Origin of the sequence: Mesorhizobium sp. B3-1-9, from assembly GCF_006439595.1 — a bacterium.
Taxonomy (GTDB): Bacteria; Pseudomonadota; Alphaproteobacteria; order Rhizobiales; family Rhizobiaceae; genus Mesorhizobium.
In genome coordinates, this window is the sequence record NZ_VFTJ01000005.1 from 16,055 (window position 1) to 33,157 (window position 17,103).

Genomic DNA, 17,103 nt, shown 5'->3' on the forward strand with positions numbered 1-17,103 from the left:
AGTGTGAAACGGTTTTCCGTCCGGAATTGCGTCAAAACAAATCAGTAGGCGCCTACCGCGCGAACTTCTTCGCCCCGAACACGCAGGCCACGACGCCGAGCGTGACGACCACCATCATCGGGCTGACCTTTTCGTGCAGCAGGCTCGCCGCCAGCGCCAAGCCGAAGAAGGGCTGCAGCAATTGCAACTGCCCGACGGCGGCGATGCCGCCTTGCGCGAGGCCGCGATACCAGAACACGAAGCCGATCAACATGCTGAACAGCGAGACATAGGCGAGGCCGATCCAGGCGCCGGAGCCGATGCCGGCGAAGGACGGCGGCAGCGTCAAAAAGCTCAGCGCCAGCATGATTGGCAGCGACAGCGCCAGCGCCCAGCATATCACCTGCCAGCCGCCGAGCTTGCGCGACAGCTTGGCCCCTTCGGCGTAGCCCAGCCCGCAGACGATGATCGCGCCGAGCATCAGGCCGTCGCCGACCGGCGAGGCAGTCAAGCCTTGCGACAGGGCAAAACCCGCGACCAAAGCGCTGCCCAGGCACGAGAACAGCCAGAAAGCCGGGCGCGGACGGTCGCCGCCGCGAAGCACGCCGAAGATCGCGGTCGCCAGCGGCAGCAGGCCGACAAAGATGATGGAATGCGCCGAGGTGACGTGTTTCAGCGCCAGCGCCGTCAGCAACGGGAAGCCGACCACGACACCCAGCGCGACGACGACGAGCGAGATCAGGTCGCTTCGCTCCGGACGCCTCTCGCGGAACAGCAGCAGCATCGCAATCCCGAGCAGACCAGCGATTGCCGCCCTGGCCGCCGTCAGGAAGGTCGGGTCGAAATCCATCACCGCCACCCGCGTCGCCGGCAGCGACCCGCTGAAGATCAGCACCCCGATGAAGCCGCTGAGCCAGCCGTCAAAACTCTTTTCCATCATCTGCTCCGTTGCGCTTCCGTACGAGGCAGGTCATGGCGTTACCAGAGACAATGGGGTACAATTCCACAAAACTGTAATGGTAATTCGGGCAGTACGGATGACGGACCTCGCTCTTGAAAATGACGGCTCGCGCACGCTCGTCGAAAGCGTGATGGCGACGATCCGTCATCGCATCGCGGCACGCACGCTGACGCCCGGCGCGCGCCTGCCGTCGATCCGGGCTCTCGCCAAATCCTTGCAGGTGTCGAAATCAACGGTGGTCGAAGCCTATGAACGGCTTGCGGCGGAAGGCGCGATCCGTTCGCGGCCGGGCTCGGGTTTCTACGCCGCCGGCCAGCTCGCGCCGCTGTCACTTGCCGAGATCGGTCCCAAGCTTGACCGGGCCGTCGATCCGCTCTGGGTGTCCAGGCAATCGCTCGAAGCGGGCGAGGAGATGCTGAAGCCCGGCTGCGGCTGGCTGCCCGCGTCCTGGATGCCGCAGGCCGCCTTGCGCCGGGCACTGAGGACCGCGGCCCGTGCGGACGACGTGGCGCTTGCGGACTATGGCACGCCGCTTGGCCTGCCGCCGCTTCGCCAGCTGCTGGCGCGGCGCATGGCCGAGCACGGCGTCGAAGCCTCGCCCGACCAGATCATGCTGACCGATTGCGGCACCCAGTCGATCGACCTTTTGTGCCGTTTCCTGCTCGAGCCCGGCGACGCGGTGCTGGTCGACGATCCCTGCTATTTCAACTTCCACGCCCTGTTGCGCGCCCACCAGGCCAAGGTGATCGGCGTGCCGTACACGCCTTCGGGTCCGGATATCGAACTCTTCGCGCAGGCGATCGCCGAGCACCGGCCGCGCCTCTACATCACCAATTCCGGCATCCACAATCCGACCGGCGCGATCCTGTCGCCGGTCACCGCGCATCGGCTCCTGAAACTCGCCGACCAGGCGGACCTCACCATTGTCGAGGACGATATCTTCGCCGACTTCGAGCACAGCCCTGCCCCAAGGCTCGCGGCCTTCGACGGGCTGCAGCGTGTCGTCCAGATCGGCTCCTTCTCCAAGACGCTGTCGGCCTCGGTGCGCTGTGGCTTCATCGCCGCGCCACCCGACTGGATGGAAGGCCTGACCGATCTCAAGATCGCCACGACATTCGGCGGTGCGCGGCTGTCCTCGGAACTGGTGCTGAGCCTGTTGAAGGACGGCAGCTACCGCAAACATGTCGAGCAATTGCGCACGCGCCTGTCGCGCGCCATGGCCGAGACCGCCGGCAGACTGAAAATGATGGGCATCACGCCCTGGATCGACCAGCCTGCCGGCATGTTCCTGTGGTGCCGCCTGCCCGACGGCATCGACGCCGCCGACGTTGCCCGCCATGCGCTCTCGGACAATGTCGTGCTGGCGCCAGGCAACGCCTTCAGCCTGTCGCACACCGCCGGCCGCTTCATGCGCTTCAACGTGGCCCAGTGCGCCGACGAGCGTATTTTCACCGCCCTGGAAAGAGCGGTCGCCGCATCCCGCCGCAAGGCGGCATAAGCGCGACCGTCGGTTGCCCGAGCGGCCTTCGTCTGGTAGTGAAACCGTGAGCACGCATGCCAGCCGGCATGCGCATCGTCACCGGGACCGACGGCCATGGGATCCAGCAAGTCAGCAGACAAATAAGCCGCAACAGCGCTTCGTTGTTGCGGCAGTCTGTCCCGTCATTCCCGTGAGCAATTCCAGGAAAAGTGTAAAGCGGTTAGGCTCGGCCCTTCGCCGTAGCCTTCCGTCCGGAATTGCGTCAGAAAAGACTCAGGCAGATCGCCGCCGAATGTCACCATTTGAGCGGAACTCTCCTCATGTCTTCTTCGAACCAGCCGACATGGACCTTGTCCATGCCAGCAGCCTTGCTGCTTTTGTCCCCCTTCGACGTCCTGGCCTCCCTCGCCATGGATATTTACTTGCCCGTAGTGCCGATCATGCCGGGCGCGCTCGGCACCTCGACGGCCGTGGTGCAGCTGACGCTCAGCCTCTACATGATCTGTCTGGGGCTCGGCCAACTTGCTTTCGGACCGATCTCCGACAGGATCGGTCGGCGCCCGGTGCTGATCGGCGGCGCCCTGTCGTTCGCGGCCGCCTCCTTCCTGCTCGCCGTTACGTCGCTTGCACCGGTCTTCCTTGCCCTTCGCATCGCGCAGGCCCTGAGCGCCTCGGCCATGCTGGTCGCTGTCTTCGCCACCGTCCGCGACATCTATGCGCAAAAGTCGGAAGGCGCCGTCATCTACGGCACGCTCGGCTCGCTGCTGTCCTTCGTGCCGGCGCTGGGACCGATCGCCGGGGCTTTGATCGCCAACAGTTTCGGCTGGCGGGCGATCTTCGTCGCGCTCGGCATTCTTGCCGTGGCCGCCACGCTCAACGCCTGGCCAAGATGGCGAGAAACGCGCCCGCTGACCCATGGCCCTGCCCGCGCGGGTTTCGGGCCGATCCTGCGCAGCTTCGGCTTCTGGACCTACACGCTGGCCTTCGCCGCCGCCATGGGCTCGTTCTTCGTGTTCTTTTCGACGGCGCCCAGGGTGCTCATCGGCAAGGCCGGCTTTTCCCAGATCGGCTTCAGCCTGGCCTTCGCCAGCGCGGCGCTGGTGATGATCGTCGCCACCCGCTTCGCCAAAAGCTTCGTCGCGCGCTGGGGCATCGAAGGCAGCGTCAGGCGCGGCATGGCGATGCTGCTCCTGGGTGCTGCCCTGCTGGCTGCAGGACAGTTGTTCGCCGAGCCATCCTTCGCGAGCTTCGTCATGCCGATGTGGGTCATCGCCATCGGCATCGTCCTCACCGCGTCGGTCACGGCCAACGGCGCGCTGGCGCCGTTCGGCGAGACCGCCGGCACGGCCGTCGCGCTCTATTTCTGCCTGCAGAGCTTGATCGTTTCCGCGGCGGGCACGCTGTTCATCATCTTCCTGGATGGCGACACGGCATGGCCGCTGGCCGGTTATTGCTCGCTGATGGCGGCGATCACGCTCGCCGCGCTCGGCGTATCGCTCAAACGAGCGGAAGCAGCCTGATCCAAGGCCACACAGGCGGAGAGGCCTCGCATGCCAAGGCGTCTCCGCTTACCGCCGCTGCGCGTATTTCCCGCCCTTGCTTGCCGGACCTTCCGACGAGTAGCCGGCAATTGACACGTATTTGTCTTCCGCATAGAAAGAGACAGACCTGTCTCATCACCAATCACTTGTCATGACCGAACCGACCAGGACCGACAAGCGCCGGCACATCGTTGAAACCGCCTACGGGCTGTTCAAGCGCGTCGGCTTTCACGCCACCGGCATCGACCGCATCATCGCCGAAGCCGGCGTGGCCAAGATGACCATGTATCGTCACTTCCCCAGCAAGGACGATTTGATGGTCGAGGTCCTGGCCTACCGTGCAGGGCGGTTCAATCGCCAGCTCGACCGCCTCGCCGAACAGGCGGCCACGCCCGAGCAGAAGATCGGCACAATCTTCGACTGTTACGGGCGCTGGTTCCGCAGCGCCGATTTCCACGGTTGCCTGTTCGCGCATGCCCTGGCCGAGTTCGGCGATCCGGCGCACCCGGTGTTCCAGGCCGCCGTCAGACAAAAGAACGGCCTGAAGCGGCGCATGCGCCTGATCCTCGAAGAAACGATGCCCGCCGATGCGGCGGAAAGCGTTTCGGCCGCCCTGCTGATGCTGCTTGAAGGCGCGACGCTGATGGCCCGGATGGGCCGGCCCGACGCCGCCATTCGCGATGCCCGCAGTGCGGCAATGGCCATTCTCGCCACGCGGGAGAGACCGCAATGAGCGCGACAGTCATCAGCCTGGCATTGTTCGCCGCGATCCTGCACGCCGGCTGGAACGCGTTTCTGCGAACCGGCAGCGACAGGCTTTGGACCGTCACGGTCATGAGCTTCTCGGCAACGATCGCCGCCATTCCGTTGGCGATCTTCAATCCCCTTCCGGCGGCGTCGGCCTGGCCCTATGTCATGCTCTCGGCCTGCCTTCAGGTCGGCTACAGTCTCTTTCTGGTGGCGGCCTACCGTTATGGCGAATTGGGACAGGTCTACCCGATCGTTCGCGGCTCGGTGCCGCTTCTGGTGACGCTAGGCGGTTTCGTTCTGGCGGGCGAGCGTCTGAGCTGGCATCAGTCGCTTGGCGTCGTTCTCGCCGCGCTCGGCATCATGAGCCTTTCGCTTGGCAAAGGGCGCGCGGCAACGACATCAATCCTATATGCCCTGGCGACCGGCACGATCATCGCCGCCTATGCGACGGTCGATGCTATCGGTGTCCGATCGGCGGGAAGTTCAGGCGCCTACACGGCTTGGGTGCTGTTGGTCTACGGCGTGCTGCTGCCGGTCACCTTCATCATCTGCCGCGGCAAGCTCACCGTTGACTTTCGTTCGCCCGATGCGCTGAAGGCGCTCGGCGGCGGGATTTTCGCCTTGGTAGCCTATGGCGCCGTGGTCGCAGCCTTCGCGCTCGGGCCGGCCGGTCCGATCACCGCCATACGCGAGACGAGCGTGGTTTTCGCGGCGCTGATCGGCCGGCTCTTCCTGGGAGAGACCCTGACGCCGAGGCGGATTGCGGCTTGCGGCGTTGTCGCTCTAGGCGCGATCTGCCTCGGCTATCAAGGGTAATGCCGTTCCCGCCGCACTAAGCCCCTGCCCGCTTGCGGCGCTCGTATATCATCACCAGCGTTTCGGCTGTCAGTGCCGGCTTCTGCTCGCCCTCGATCTCGACGGTGTTGGCCGCCTTCATAAGATACTGGCCGGGACCGCGGTCCTCCATGGAAAGCAGCGTGGTGCGCAGCCTGATGCGCGCGCCGGCTTTGACCGGCGCCAGGAAGCGCACCTTGTCGAAGCCGTAGTTGAAGGCGGCCTGGGTGTTCTCCGGCACGATGCCCATCTCCAGCGCCAGCGCGCCGATGATCGACAAAGTCAGGTAACCATGCGCGATCGTGGTGCGGAACGGGCTCTGCCGTTTCGCCCTTTCGGGGTCGACATGGATCCACTGATGGTCGCCCGTGCATTCGGCGAACTGGTCGATGCGCTGCTGGTCGACCGTCGTCCAGTCGGACACGCCGAGTTCCTGCCCGGACATCGTGCGCAACTGTTCGAAGGTCGGCGGCGTTCTCGGCCGTGCTTCGGTCATCCCGGGTTTCCCATCAGTCTTGCCTGTCTCCCGACCATGAAGCGGCGGCCTCTGTCAATTCGGCGCCCCGCGATTTTCGCCGGTAGAGTTGATGCTTTTGGGGCAAGCCGAGAACGCTCGGGCGACAGGGCCGGTTGCATCGCATATCGGTCGATGGTGGGTCCGAAACCGCCGGATAGGCTATTTCTTTTCGTAACCGGCGCGGATCTCCGCCATCGCATCCCTGATCCGCTCGCGCAGTATCTCGACCGATTCGGTGCTGGATTTCCGCACAAGGCCAGCCACTTCGCTGGCATTCTTCAGCGTCGTCTCGAACGACCTGCGGGCAAATTCAGCCTGCTTGGTCATGAGGTCCTGCGGATTGCCGGGCGTCTGGTAATTCTGCGCCATCCGCGTGATCTCGTGCATGGCATTCTGTACCATCTCATGCTGCCTCGCCAACACCGAGGATGCCCCTGCCGCACCCGCCCTTGCCGATTTTTCCAGGGCTTCGAGATTCTTGCGATGATGATCCAGGATCGCCTGGACATCGACATTCGGCAGCTTGAGGTCGCGACCGAACCTGCTGAACATGTCGAGGAACGAATAGGATTCCGGTTGTTTTGCCATGCTCTGCCTCCCGTTTTGCCACGTTCGCGGCGCCCTCAAAAGCAATTCCAGGAAAAGTGTGTAACGGTTTGCCGCCCGGAATTGCTTAAGACCCAAGGCAGAATAGTGCGTGCCGGGCCGGCGTCAATTGACGAGAAACAGCCGCTCCGCCGTATAGAGCGCCAGCCCGGCAAGCCCGCCGATGATCATGCCGTTGAAGCGGATATATTGCAGGTCTTTGCCGATGTTCGTCTCGATCAGCCGCGTCAGCTGCGCCAGGTCCCAGCGCTTGACCTGGTCGGCGATGAATTTCGACACGCCGCTCTTCTGGCTTTCCACGAACGAAGCCAGCGCCACGACAAAACCCTGGTTCATGTCGGCCCTGATCTGGGCGTCGTCGGCCAGATGCCTGCCGACCTCGACGAACATGTTGGCGAGATGCGCGCGGATCGTCGAATTCGGCGCATTGATGTCCTGCTCGATGAACAGGCGCAGGCTTGTCCACGCATCGCCGGCCAGCGCCCTCACCTCCGGACGGCCGAGAAAATCGCGCTTCAGCTTCTCCGCGCGCCTTGCATATTGCTTCGAGGTCCTGAGCCGCTCGATGAAGCCGAGCGCGAAGCGGTCGAATTCGGCGCGCATCGGGTGATCTGGATCGGCCCGCACCTCATCGAGCAGAGAGCCCGCCGAAGCGACGATCTTCTTCAAGAGATAGGCATCGGCGCGAAACAGGTTGAACAGCGACGGCAACTCCTCGCGGATCTTTTCGCGCATCGTCTCGAGCGCCTGCTCGTCGTTGAGGAAACGCCCGATCACCCTGGTGAACTCGTCGAACAGCTTCTGGTGCCGGCGATCGTCGGTCAGCGCCGACAAAAGATCGGCCGCGAGCGGTGCCAGCGGCACCTTTTCGATCTGCTCCAGCATGCGGCTGGTGACGAAGTCGCGCAGGCCGGATTGCTCCACCGCCGTCAATGTCTGCGGCACCAGCCGGGCGACGAATCGCGACAGGCCGGCTGCACGCTCGGCATCGGCCAGCCAGTCGGCGACCAGGGCGGCGAAGTCGACCTCGGCGAGCTTTTCGCGCACCGGCTCCGGCGCCAGGAAATTGGCCTCGATGAAGCGGCCGAGATTGTCGGCGATCCGGTGCTGGTTCTCCGGAATGATGGCCGTATGCGGGATCGGCAGCCCGAGCGGCCGTCTGAACAGCGCCACCACGGCATACCAGTCGGCGAGCCCGCCGATCGTCGCCGCCTCGGCGAAGGCCGCGACGAAGCCGAGCCACGGATGGCTGCCCTCGAAGGACTTGGCGAGCGCAAAGACGAGGATGCACAGCGCGAGCGCTGCGGCGGCGATGAACTTGGTCCGCCGCAACGCCGATAGCTTCGCCTTGGCATCGGCGTCGAATCGAACCGGCGCGAAAGCCGGAGCTGACTGTGACATGGAAAGGCCGTTTCCTGTTTGCACCCGCATCTATCTAGTGGCTGCGCTGCCAAAACGCTCGCTCGAAGCGCAGGAGCGATATCCGGCGACTGTCCGCGCCGGCACGCACAAAAAGTTGACACGATTATTCAGCTATGTACCGGTCCAGTCTGGAATTGTTCCAAACTATGGGCCATATTCGGCCCAAGCTAATATTTCGCGAGGATACCATGCGGCTCACGCGCCAGACCAACTATGCGATGCGCATCCTGATGTATTGCGCCGCAAACACCGACAGGCTGAGCCGCATCCCCGAGATCGCCGCCGCCTATTCGGTGTCGGAACTGTTCCTGTTCAAGATCCTGCAGCCGCTGGTCGAGGCCCGCTTGGTTGAAACCGTGCGCGGCCGCAACGGCGGCGTGCGGCTCGGCCGTCCGGCCGAACAGATCAACCTGTTCGATGTCGTACGCGTCACCGAAGAGAGCTTTGCCATGGCCGAGTGCTTCGAGAACGACGCCGCCGAATGCCCGCTGGTCGACAGCTGCGCCCTGAATTCGGCGCTGCGCGAGGCGCTCAACGCCTTCTTCGCCGTGCTTTCACGCTACACGATCGCAGATCTCGTCGCGGCGCGCCCGAATGTGCGCAGCCTGCTCGGCATCGACCTTCTGGAGCAGCGCGCGCCTGCTGCGTGATCAAGACCTGGCGACCTGTTTCTCGAAGGCGACCGCCCACGGCTTCCCAGGTGTGGCGCCACCCTCGACTTCGTCATTCTAGGGCGGAGCAAGGAGCGCAGCGACGCAGAACTGGCGGCGTCGGCGCCAGCGTTCCTTCTGGACCGCTGCTTTCTTCGGTTGATGTCACGGAATGGATCCTCGGTCTCCGCGTCCGCTTCGCTCCCGATCCGCCCGTGGATGACGAAGTTCGCCGCCAAGCCTACGCCGCCGATTGCGGCAACACGAACGGCATGTTCGCGGCCGGCAGCGCGCCGACCTTGAGCCGGCAGTCGAACACCTTCTCGATCAGCTCGTCATTGAGCACGCCCGTCGGTGCCCCGGCGGCGGCCAGCTGGCCGCGAGAGAGCACAAAAATGCGGTCGGCGTACATCGCGGTCAAATTGAGGTCGTGCAGAATCGCCACCACGCCGCCGCCGCGCCGGGCGAAATCGCGCGCGATGTTCATGATGATGAGCTGGTGCTTGACGTCGAGGCTGGAGACAGGCTCGTCGAGGAAGAGATAGCGCGGCCTGCCCTCGAGCACCGGCGCCCAGACCTGGCAGAGCACACGGGCAAGCTGCACGCGCTGTTGCTCGCCGCCGGAAAGCTCCTGGTAGAAGCGGCCGGCAAAACCATCGAGGTCGACACGCGCCAGCGCCCGCTCGGGCAAACGCGCATCCTCGCCAGGCAGCACGCCGGAGCGCCCGCCGATGAGGCCAAGGCGAACGATCTCGCGCACGGTGAACGGGAAGGACAGCGTCGTGGCCTGTGGCAGCACGGCGCGCAGCGTAGCTGCCTCGACCGGCTTCATGGCGGACAGGCCGCGGCCGTTGAGCGTGACGGTACCGGTATAGGCGAGCTCGCCGGTCAGCGCCTTGAGCAAGGTCGTCTTGCCCGACCCGTTCGGTCCGACGATGGCCGAGACCTCGCCGGGCCGTGCGGCGAAATCGACATGCGAGACGATGCGCTTGCCGCCGATCGCCACCGAGATGTCGCGCGCTTCGATCATGGCAAGCTCACAAATCGATGACGCTGCGCTTGCGCAGCAGAATCCACAGGAAGAACGGCGCGCCGGCAACCGCCGTGACGATGCCGATCGGCAACTCGGCCGGCGCGACGATGGTGCGCGCGACCGCATCGGCGATGAGAAGCAGCGAGGCGCCGAGCAGGGCGGAAGCCGGCAGCAAATAGCGGTTATCCGGACCGATCGCCAGCCGCAGGACATGCGGCACGACGATGCCGATGAAGCCGATGCCGCCGCTGACCGCGACCGAAGCGCCGACCGCCGCTGACACCGCGACAATGGCCGTGTATTTCAGCCGCTGCACCGGAATGCCGAGATGACCCGCGGTCGCTTCACCCAGCGCCAGCGCGTTGAGGCCGCGCGACAGGAACGGCATAGCGGCCATCGCCAGCACGATCACTGGCCCCACGGTGCCAATCTTCGGCCATGTCGAGCCGGCAAGCGAGCCGAGCTGCCAGAAGGTCAGGTCGCGCAGCTGCCGGTCGTCGGCCATGAAGATGAGGATGCCGGTGAGCGCCATGGCAAGGGCGCTGATGGCGATGCCGGCAAGCAGCATCGTGGCGACCGACGTCCGCCCCTGGCGCGTGGCGATGGCATAGAGCAGCAACGTCACCGCTAGCCCGCCGAAGAAGGCCGCGAGCGGCAGCGCGAGCGTGCCGAATGCAAGCGTGACGGGCGCAAGCCACGTGGTGCCGAGCACGATGATCGCCACCGCGCCGAGGCTGGAGCCGGCGGAAACCCCGATCAGGCCGGGATCGGCAAGCGGATTGCGGAACAGCCCCTGCATCACCGCGCCGCAGACGGCGAGCGCGGCGCCGATCAGGATGCCGAGCAGCACGCGCGGCATGCGGATGTCATAGACGATCAACTGGTCGCGCGCGGCCAGCGCCGCGTCGGCGGGCATGGCGCCCGTAAACCAGTCGTGGATGACGCGGACGGCGGAGGCGTCGGAGGCGCCTGACGTCAGCGACAGGAACACGCAGAGCGCGAGCGCCAGGCACAAGAGCAGGATGACAAGCCTTGCCCGGGCCGAGCGGTCGCCATCGGCCGCCATCACCCTGACCGCGCCGGCAATGGACTGTCCGGCCATCGCCGCTCAGTCCGTGACCTGGTTGCCATAGAGCGAGACGGCAAGATCATGGATGGCTTCGGCCGTGCGCGGGCCGAAGCCGAGCAGGTAGCCGCCCCACATGCTGATCATCTTGCGGCTCGTGCCCGCCGGTGTCGAAGCGACGGCCGGGTTGGCGAACAGCTCCTCTTCCGAGATCGGCGGTCCGCCGCCCTTCATCGTCAGGATGACATCCGGCCTGGCGCTGACGATCGCCTCGTCGGTCATCCCTTTGTAGCCGGAAAAGCCCTCGACCGCGTTGACCGCGCCGGCAAGCTTGATGATGCCGTCGGCCGCCGTGTCGCTGCCCGCGGCAAGGATCTTGCCGCCTTGCGTCGACAGCACGAACAGCACGCGCTTGCGATCCTTGATCGCAGCCGTCTGCTTTTCCGCCGCCCTCAGCTTCGCGTCCGTCTCCGCGGCGAGCTTCTCCGCCTTCGCCTCGACCCCCAGCGCCTTGCCGACGATGTGGATCTTTTCGAGAATGCCCTCATGATTGTAGTGGTCCGGCACCTCGATGAAGGGCACGCTCGACTTCTTCAGCACGTCGACCGCTTCTTTCGGACCGCTGCCGTGCAGCGCCAGGATTCCGGTCGGATTGACCGACAGGACACCCTCGGGCGAGAGCGCGCGCATGTAACCGACATCCGGCAGCTTCACCGCCGCCTCGGGATAGTTGCTGGTCGAATCGCGAGCCACGAGACGGCCTTCCTCGCCGAGCGCGTAGACGATCTCGGTGATCGAGCCGCCTATGGAGGCGATCCGCGAGGTGTCCGAAAAGACGGCCACCCCCTCGTTAGCGCCAGCCGGCGGCGCGGTGAACGCAAGCAGCACACCGAGCATCGGCGCAAGCGCCGCGCGGAAACTGAGAACAAAGCGCATTGGGTGCTACCTCATGCAGCGGTCGGATTGGGGATGCGGGGCAGGTTCTCGGCCAGGAGGCGCCAGTCTTCCCGCTCGCCTTCGCCTTCATGACGCTTGCCGAAGAACTGGATGATCATGTCGCCATTGGCGTCATAGGCCTCCACCGACGTGACATGACCGTCCTTGGTGGGCTTGCGCACCGCCCAGACCTCGTGGATGTGGTCGGTCCTCAGGTGCAGATGGAAGGTTTCGTCGAGCACGTTGATCCACGGCCCCATCGGCTTGACCGACTTGATCGGACCGGAATGAATCTGGATGCAGCCGCGGTTGCCCACGAAGCACATGATGGGCATCTCGCCTGCCGCCGCGTGATGGAACATGGCGCTCACCGCGTCGTTGTCGAGCAGCCAGGCATAGTCCTGGCCCACCATGCGCACCGCCTCGCGGCGGCTGAGCTTCAGCGTCTTCAGCATGCCGAAGAACTGATGCACGTCGGTGAGCCGGCTCCAGCGGTCGCGCAGATCGTCGATCGAGGCGACCGAACCCTGCCCCTCACCCTCTCCTTCCGCCGCGCTTGGGTGGATCGCGACGGTCGGCTCCTGGTTCGACGATTCGAGGCTCGCCACCAATTTCTGGTAGGCATCGAGATTGGATGCGGGCTTCAGATGCACCTTGTGCACCGCCTCGCCCGCCGCATCGAAGAACTGCAGGCTCCGGCGGATTTCGCCGCCGTCGCGTTTCTCCATGGCAAAACCATGCGCCCAGACCTTCGGGAAGATGCGCAGGTCGATGTTTTCGCCGAGCACCATGGCGTTGTGGTTGCCGGTAACGACCTTGTCGTAGACGCCGATCTTTTCATGCACGGCGCTTTCGTTGCGGGTCAGCGCCATCACCTCGCCGACCGCCTCGAGGCCGGTCAAAAGATCGTTGACGTGAGGCTCGACGCGGACTGCGCCAAAACCGCAATGCGCGGCGACCAGTTCCGCTTCCGAAATACCCAATTGCGCCGAGAGATCGCGCTCCCGCATCTTGATATTGTCCTGCCTCGCCCGCCGGATTTCTGCCGGCGACGGCTTCACGCGCTGGTCCATGTCTTCCACCTGTGTTGCCTGATGTCTGCTCGTCTGGCGCCCGCCGGCGCCGATCACTTGTTGAGGATCAGCTTGCCCTGGCGGGTGATCTTCAGGCGGTAAAGCGCGCCGTGATGCTCGATGCCGATTTCGTGCTCACCCTGGAACAGCGTGTTGCTGGACAGCGTCCTCACCGCCAACGGCACCCTTTCGTAACGCATCTGCGTGTCCTCCGAACGGCGGACGCGATAGCGGAAATCGTTGGGATTGTGCGTGTTCATCGGGTCGGTCCTTTCCTCTGACGGCCATCTTGGCCGCAGCCTCGTAAAATGCCGATTAAATTCTTGACTCGAATAATCATGTTTACTAGTCAGTGCATTACCGGACTAAATGAGTCAACATTTAAGACGCCGGACGTGATCAAAAATGCGAGCGAGCCACTGGCCAGCCAGCTGTGAGCCTGAATCTGGAGTTGGGGCATGGGGTTGGTGACTTGGGGACGGACGGGCCTGGCGGGCGACAGCGCGGGCCCGGGCTTCCGATCGTTGGCGCGGGCGGTGGCGATATTGATGGCCGGTTCGGCGGTGATCGCGCTTGGCGCGCCCGCCGCCAAAGCGCAGCAGGCCGCGCAGCCGGCGGCCGACCAGCAGCAGGCCGATCAGAAAAAGAAGGCTGATGAAACCCTGCTCGACAAGATCCTCGTCATCAGCCGCACGGGCGAAACGGCGATCCAGTCGCTGGCCTCGGCCAGCCATGTCGACCAGGAGCAGCTCGACCGCCGCATGGCGACCACGCCGAACGAAATGCTGCTCGGCGTGCCCGGCGTCGCCGTGCAGGCCGACGCGCGCCGCGTCAGCTCCAGCATCAACATCCGCGGCCTGCAGGATTTCGGCCGCGTCGCAGTCATCGTCGACGGCGCCCGGCAGGACTTCCAGCGCTCGGACCACGGCACGCAGTCGACCTTCTATGTCGATCCCGAGCTCATCAAGTCGGTCGACCTCATCCGCGGTCCGGTCGCCAATACCTACGGTTCCGGCGCCATCGGCGGCGTCGTCTTCTTCGACACCAAAGACGCCGAGGATTTCCTCAAGCCTGAGGAGACATGGGCCGGGTCGCTGACCGGGCGCTATGAAAGCAACGGCAAGGGCCGGACCACCAGCGCCACCGGCGCCTACCGGATCAACGAGAACTGGGACGTTCTGGGCAACATCGTCTACCGCGACTACGACGACTACAAGAATGGCGGCGGCGGTACCGTTGCCGGCACCGGTTTCGACGTGTTGAGCGGCCTGCTCAAGACCTCGATCCGCCCGACCGAGAACAGCGAACTGAAGCTCGGCTGGGTCGGCTCGAGCGACGGGTGGACGGAAACCAGCGGCGGCGTGCCGGCCAATGACGTCGATCTGAAGTCGAACACCTTCACGGCCCGCTACAACATCACCGACGATGCCAGGAGCTGGCTCGACCTCCACATCAACGCTTCCTACAACAAGACAGTTCTCGACCTGACCACGCTCACCGCGCAGAACCGCTTCGACCCGACCACCGGCCTGCCCGTGGTGCTGCCGGCCGGCTCGCTGTCCACTTTCGACGTCGGCACGACCGGCATCGACATCTGGAACACGTCGCGCTTCGAGACGGCGAGCGTCGCCCACGAATTGACCTATGGCGGCGACTGGGTCGGCGACGATGTCGAGACCGGCGGCACAGCCGGCGGCGACAGCTTCTACACGCCGTCGGGCAAGCGCAACGTCTCCGGCGCCTATGTCCAGGACAAGCTGACCTGGGAGTGGCTCGAGGTCATTGGCGGCCTGCGCTACGACAATTACAGCCTGAAGGACGACACGAATGAGACCTCCGGCGACCGGGTATCGCCGCGCATCACCATCGGCGTCTCGCCCTTTGAAAGCGCCGGCCTGGCCGGCCTGCAATTCTACGGCACCTACGCGGAAGGCTATCGCTCGCCCTCGCTGACCGAGACGCTGATCAGCGGCAACCATCCGGCCGGCGTCAGCTTCCCGTTCCTGCCCAACCCGAACCTGAAACCTGAGACCGGCAAAACCGTCGAGTTCGGCGTCAACTACAAGCAGAACGACATCATCGAGGGCGGCGACGCGCTGCGGCTCAAGGCTGCCTATTTCAACAACAATGTCGACGACTACATCGACGGCGTGACGCTCTCGCCCTTCGATCCGACCAGCGGCTGCCCGTTCGGCCCGGGCATTCCGATCTGCTTCCAGTACCAGAACTTCGCCAAGGCCAAGATCGACGGCTTCGAGCTGGAAAGCGTCTACGACGCCGGCTGGGGCTATGCCGGCCTGTCCGCCTCCATAATCAATGGCCACACCATCTCCTATGAAGGCGAGCGCGCCGACCTGGCCACCGTCCCCTCTTCCCAGGTGACGGCCCAGCTCGGCCTGCGCTTCCTCGAGGACAAGCTGACCGTCGGCGGCGAAGTGCAGTACAACGGCAAGCCCAAGGGCAATCCGGTGGCTAAGGATTATACGCTGGTCAACGCCTTCGCGAGCTACCAGGCGACCGACAATCTCAAGCTCGACTTCCGCGCCGACAATCTGTTCGACGTCAAATACACCAACCCGCTCAACGGAAGCACGACCGCCGTCCTCTATGAGCCCGGCGTCACGCTGAAGCTGGCGGCAACCATGCGCTTTGGCGGCTGAGGAATGGAAAGCTTGACGGCATCGCCTCGCCTGCTGACCTTGGCGCTGGCGATGTCGCTCGGCCTGGCGCCGGCGTGGGCCCAGTCCGCGCCGACTCCGGCCCGAGGCGCTTTCGGCGTATAGAGATCGGATTGCATCCGGCCATTCCGCATGGCGCCGTGGCGTGGCCTGCCTGCGGGCCACCGCCATGGGCGGCAACCGATCTTGATTTGACAATTCCTTGTCGCGTGCGGCAGGTCTCGGCGCGAGACATGCAGGATATCGATCACCCTTCCGATGCAGGCGGTGAACTGGCGATCAAGCCGGACGAGCCGCTCATTCGGACGCGGCAATCCGCCGGAGACCGCAGATGGACGGTGGCGATCATCGCCTCCGGCCTGCTCCATGGCGCCGCCGCGGCGGCGTTTCTGATCGCACCCGCGGGGACATTCGACTCTGCGGACGCGATCAGGGCCGAGGGCACCGACCAGTCCGGCGCCAACGTCATCGGCAGCGCCTTGGATGACCAGGCGTCCGGCGCGGTGGATGTTACCCTGGTGCCGGATCCGCAACCGGCAAAACGCCAGGCTGTCCAGCCCGCTCCGCCGGCCGACTCGCCGCAGCCGGTAAGTGAACAGGTGACGCCTCAGCCTCCGCCGGAAGCCGTCAAGGAGCCGGCCCCCACGCCGGATATCCTGGCGGCCGCCACGCCGCGCCAGGATGATCGGAGTGTCCCCACGGACAGCAAGCCGACGCCTGCGATCGAGCCGCAAAGCACACAAGCGCCCCCTGCCGAGCCTGAGCAATCACCGGTCCCGAGCACGACATCGAGCGCACCAGCCGGATCGGCGGGGCCAAGTGAAACCGTTGAACCGCGCGGCACGGCGGATGGCGATACGCGCGATGCGCCGGTCATCGCCAGCAAGGGGAAGAAACAGGCCGCCGGCAATGCGCTCGAATCCCGCTACAGCGGTGAAATCCAGAAGAAGCTTGCCCGCGCCAACCGTCGCGTTTCGAAATCGATCCAGGCCAAGGCTCGCAACAATGCCAGGGTGGTTTTCGTCGTCGCGGCCGACGGCAGCGTCAGCGACCTGCAGCTCGCTGAGAGTTCAGGGTCCGCCGAGCTCGATCAGTTCGCTTTGACGCTGGTGCGCAAGCAGGCACCATTCCCTCCCATTCCACCCGAGACCGGAAAATCAAGTTGGGTGTTCAAGGCGCGGATCGGCCCTTTTTAAACCTTCGCCACCCTAAGAATTCGTCCATTTCGAAAGGAACCAGATGTATATCGCCATGAACCGCTTCAAGGTCCAGAACGGCTCGGAAGAAGCTTTCGAGGACGTCTGGAAGAACCGCGATTCAAGCCTCTCCGAAATGCAGGGTTTCAGGGAGTTCCACCTGCTGCGCGGCCCGGTCAACGACACCGAGGGCTATACGCTGTTTGCCTCGCACACCGTCTGGGCAAGCCAGGAGGATTTCGTCGCCTGGACGAAATCGGAGAACTTCCGCGCCGCCCATCGCAATGCCGGCGGCTCGAAGGTGCACTATCTGGGCCACCCGCAGTTCGAAGGCTTTTCGGTGGTCGAAGGCGCCTGAAACGCGCCTCCGCCAAAAGGGCT

Annotated in this window: 17 protein-coding genes; 8 read left to right on the forward strand and 9 right to left on the reverse strand. The window is 64.7% G+C overall.

What is annotated here, in order from left to right; genetic code table 11:
• Positions 1 to 52 precede the first annotated feature (52 nt).
• Positions 53 to 916, reverse strand: coding sequence for a DMT family transporter (locus FJW07_RS10570; protein ID WP_140647683.1), 864 nt, complete (start codon positions 914 to 916; stop codon positions 53 to 55).
• A gap of 100 nt (positions 917 to 1,016) precedes the next feature.
• On the opposite strand from FJW07_RS10570, the gene FJW07_RS10575 reads away from it, so the two are divergent.
• The 4 genes from FJW07_RS10575 (at position 1,017) to FJW07_RS10590 (ending at position 5,527) form a co-directional block, all read left to right on the forward strand.
• Positions 1,017 to 2,438 (forward strand): PLP-dependent aminotransferase family protein, encoded by a 1,422-nt coding sequence (locus tag FJW07_RS10575; RefSeq protein ID WP_140856270.1) that lies wholly within the window; start codon positions 1,017 to 1,019, stop codon positions 2,436 to 2,438.
• 302 nt (positions 2,439 to 2,740) lie between these two features.
• A complete protein-coding gene (cml, locus tag FJW07_RS10580; RefSeq protein ID WP_140856272.1) occupies positions 2,741 to 3,940 on the forward strand; it encodes a CmlA/FloR family chloramphenicol efflux MFS transporter in 1,200 nt (399 codons plus the stop codon).
• Between the two features lie 172 nt (positions 3,941 to 4,112).
• Entirely contained in the window at positions 4,113 to 4,694 is a 582-nt protein-coding gene (locus FJW07_RS10585; protein WP_140856273.1) for a TetR/AcrR family transcriptional regulator, read from the forward strand.
• Complete coding sequence (locus tag FJW07_RS10590; RefSeq protein ID WP_140710669.1) at positions 4,691 to 5,527, forward strand: EamA family transporter; 837 nt, start codon at positions 4,691 to 4,693, stop codon at positions 5,525 to 5,527. The genes FJW07_RS10585 and FJW07_RS10590 overlap by 4 nt, the downstream gene beginning before the upstream one ends.
• Before the next feature lie 16 nt (positions 5,528 to 5,543).
• On the opposite strand, the gene FJW07_RS10595 is transcribed toward FJW07_RS10590, so the two are convergent.
• The 3 genes from FJW07_RS10595 to FJW07_RS10605 form a co-directional block, all read right to left on the reverse strand.
• On the reverse strand, positions 5,544 to 6,041 hold the full coding sequence (locus FJW07_RS10595) for a MaoC family dehydratase (RefSeq protein ID WP_140856275.1): 498 nt from the start codon (positions 6,039 to 6,041) through the stop codon (positions 5,544 to 5,546).
• Positions 6,042 to 6,221: 180 nt separating this feature from the next.
• A complete protein-coding gene (gene phaP, locus FJW07_RS10600; protein WP_140710667.1) occupies positions 6,222 to 6,650 on the reverse strand; it encodes a TIGR01841 family phasin in 429 nt (142 codons plus the stop codon).
• Between the two features lie 123 nt (positions 6,651 to 6,773).
• Positions 6,774 to 8,069, reverse strand: coding sequence for a DUF445 domain-containing protein (locus FJW07_RS10605; RefSeq protein WP_140856277.1), 1,296 nt, complete (start codon positions 8,067 to 8,069; stop codon positions 6,774 to 6,776).
• 209 nt (positions 8,070 to 8,278) lie between these two features.
• Between FJW07_RS10605 and rirA the strand changes: the two genes are divergently transcribed.
• Complete coding sequence (rirA, locus tag FJW07_RS10610) at positions 8,279 to 8,740, forward strand: iron-responsive transcriptional regulator RirA (protein WP_140647676.1); 462 nt, start codon at positions 8,279 to 8,281, stop codon at positions 8,738 to 8,740.
• 241 nt (positions 8,741 to 8,981) lie between these two features.
• Here the strand turns inward: rirA and FJW07_RS10615 are convergent, their stop codons facing one another.
• From FJW07_RS10615 to hemP, 5 genes are read right to left on the reverse strand one after another with little or no spacing between them, the layout of a single operon-like run.
• Positions 8,982 to 9,770: a heme ABC transporter ATP-binding protein gene (locus FJW07_RS10615; protein ID WP_140856279.1), complete on the reverse strand. Its 789-nt coding sequence runs from the start codon at positions 9,768 to 9,770 to the stop codon at positions 8,982 to 8,984.
• Between the two features lie 7 nt (positions 9,771 to 9,777).
• The gene (locus tag FJW07_RS10620) at positions 9,778 to 10,875 is read right to left on the reverse strand and encodes an iron ABC transporter permease (protein ID WP_140856281.1); all 1,098 of its coding nucleotides are present in this window, start codon (positions 10,873 to 10,875) and stop codon (positions 9,778 to 9,780) included.
• Between the two features lie 6 nt (positions 10,876 to 10,881).
• The gene (locus FJW07_RS10625; protein ID WP_140856283.1) at positions 10,882 to 11,775 is read right to left on the reverse strand and encodes a hemin ABC transporter substrate-binding protein; all 894 of its coding nucleotides are present in this window, start codon (positions 11,773 to 11,775) and stop codon (positions 10,882 to 10,884) included.
• Between the two features lie 11 nt (positions 11,776 to 11,786).
• Positions 11,787 to 12,848 carry a hemin-degrading factor gene (locus tag FJW07_RS10630; protein ID WP_140856285.1) on the reverse strand — a complete coding sequence of 354 codons (1,062 nt, stop codon included), beginning with the start codon at positions 12,846 to 12,848 and terminating at the stop codon, positions 11,787 to 11,789.
• A gap of 53 nt (positions 12,849 to 12,901) precedes the next feature.
• Positions 12,902 to 13,108, reverse strand: a complete 207-nt coding sequence (gene hemP, locus FJW07_RS10635) for a hemin uptake protein HemP (protein WP_140856287.1) — start codon at positions 13,106 to 13,108, stop codon at positions 12,902 to 12,904.
• Positions 13,109 to 13,396: 288 nt separating this feature from the next.
• On the opposite strand from hemP, the gene FJW07_RS10640 reads away from it, so the two are divergent.
• The 3 genes from FJW07_RS10640 (at position 13,397) to FJW07_RS10650 (ending at position 17,080) form a co-directional block, all read left to right on the forward strand.
• Positions 13,397 to 15,508, forward strand: a complete 2,112-nt coding sequence (locus FJW07_RS10640; RefSeq protein ID WP_140856704.1) for a TonB-dependent hemoglobin/transferrin/lactoferrin family receptor — start codon at positions 13,397 to 13,399, stop codon at positions 15,506 to 15,508.
• A 251-nt stretch (positions 15,509 to 15,759) separates the two neighbouring features.
• Positions 15,760 to 16,722 carry a TonB family protein gene (locus tag FJW07_RS10645; protein ID WP_140856289.1) on the forward strand — a complete coding sequence of 321 codons (963 nt, stop codon included), beginning with the start codon at positions 15,760 to 15,762 and terminating at the stop codon, positions 16,720 to 16,722.
• A 43-nt stretch (positions 16,723 to 16,765) separates the two neighbouring features.
• A complete protein-coding gene (locus FJW07_RS10650; RefSeq protein WP_140653415.1) occupies positions 16,766 to 17,080 on the forward strand; it encodes an antibiotic biosynthesis monooxygenase in 315 nt (104 codons plus the stop codon).
• Positions 17,081 to 17,103: the final 23 nt, after the last annotated feature.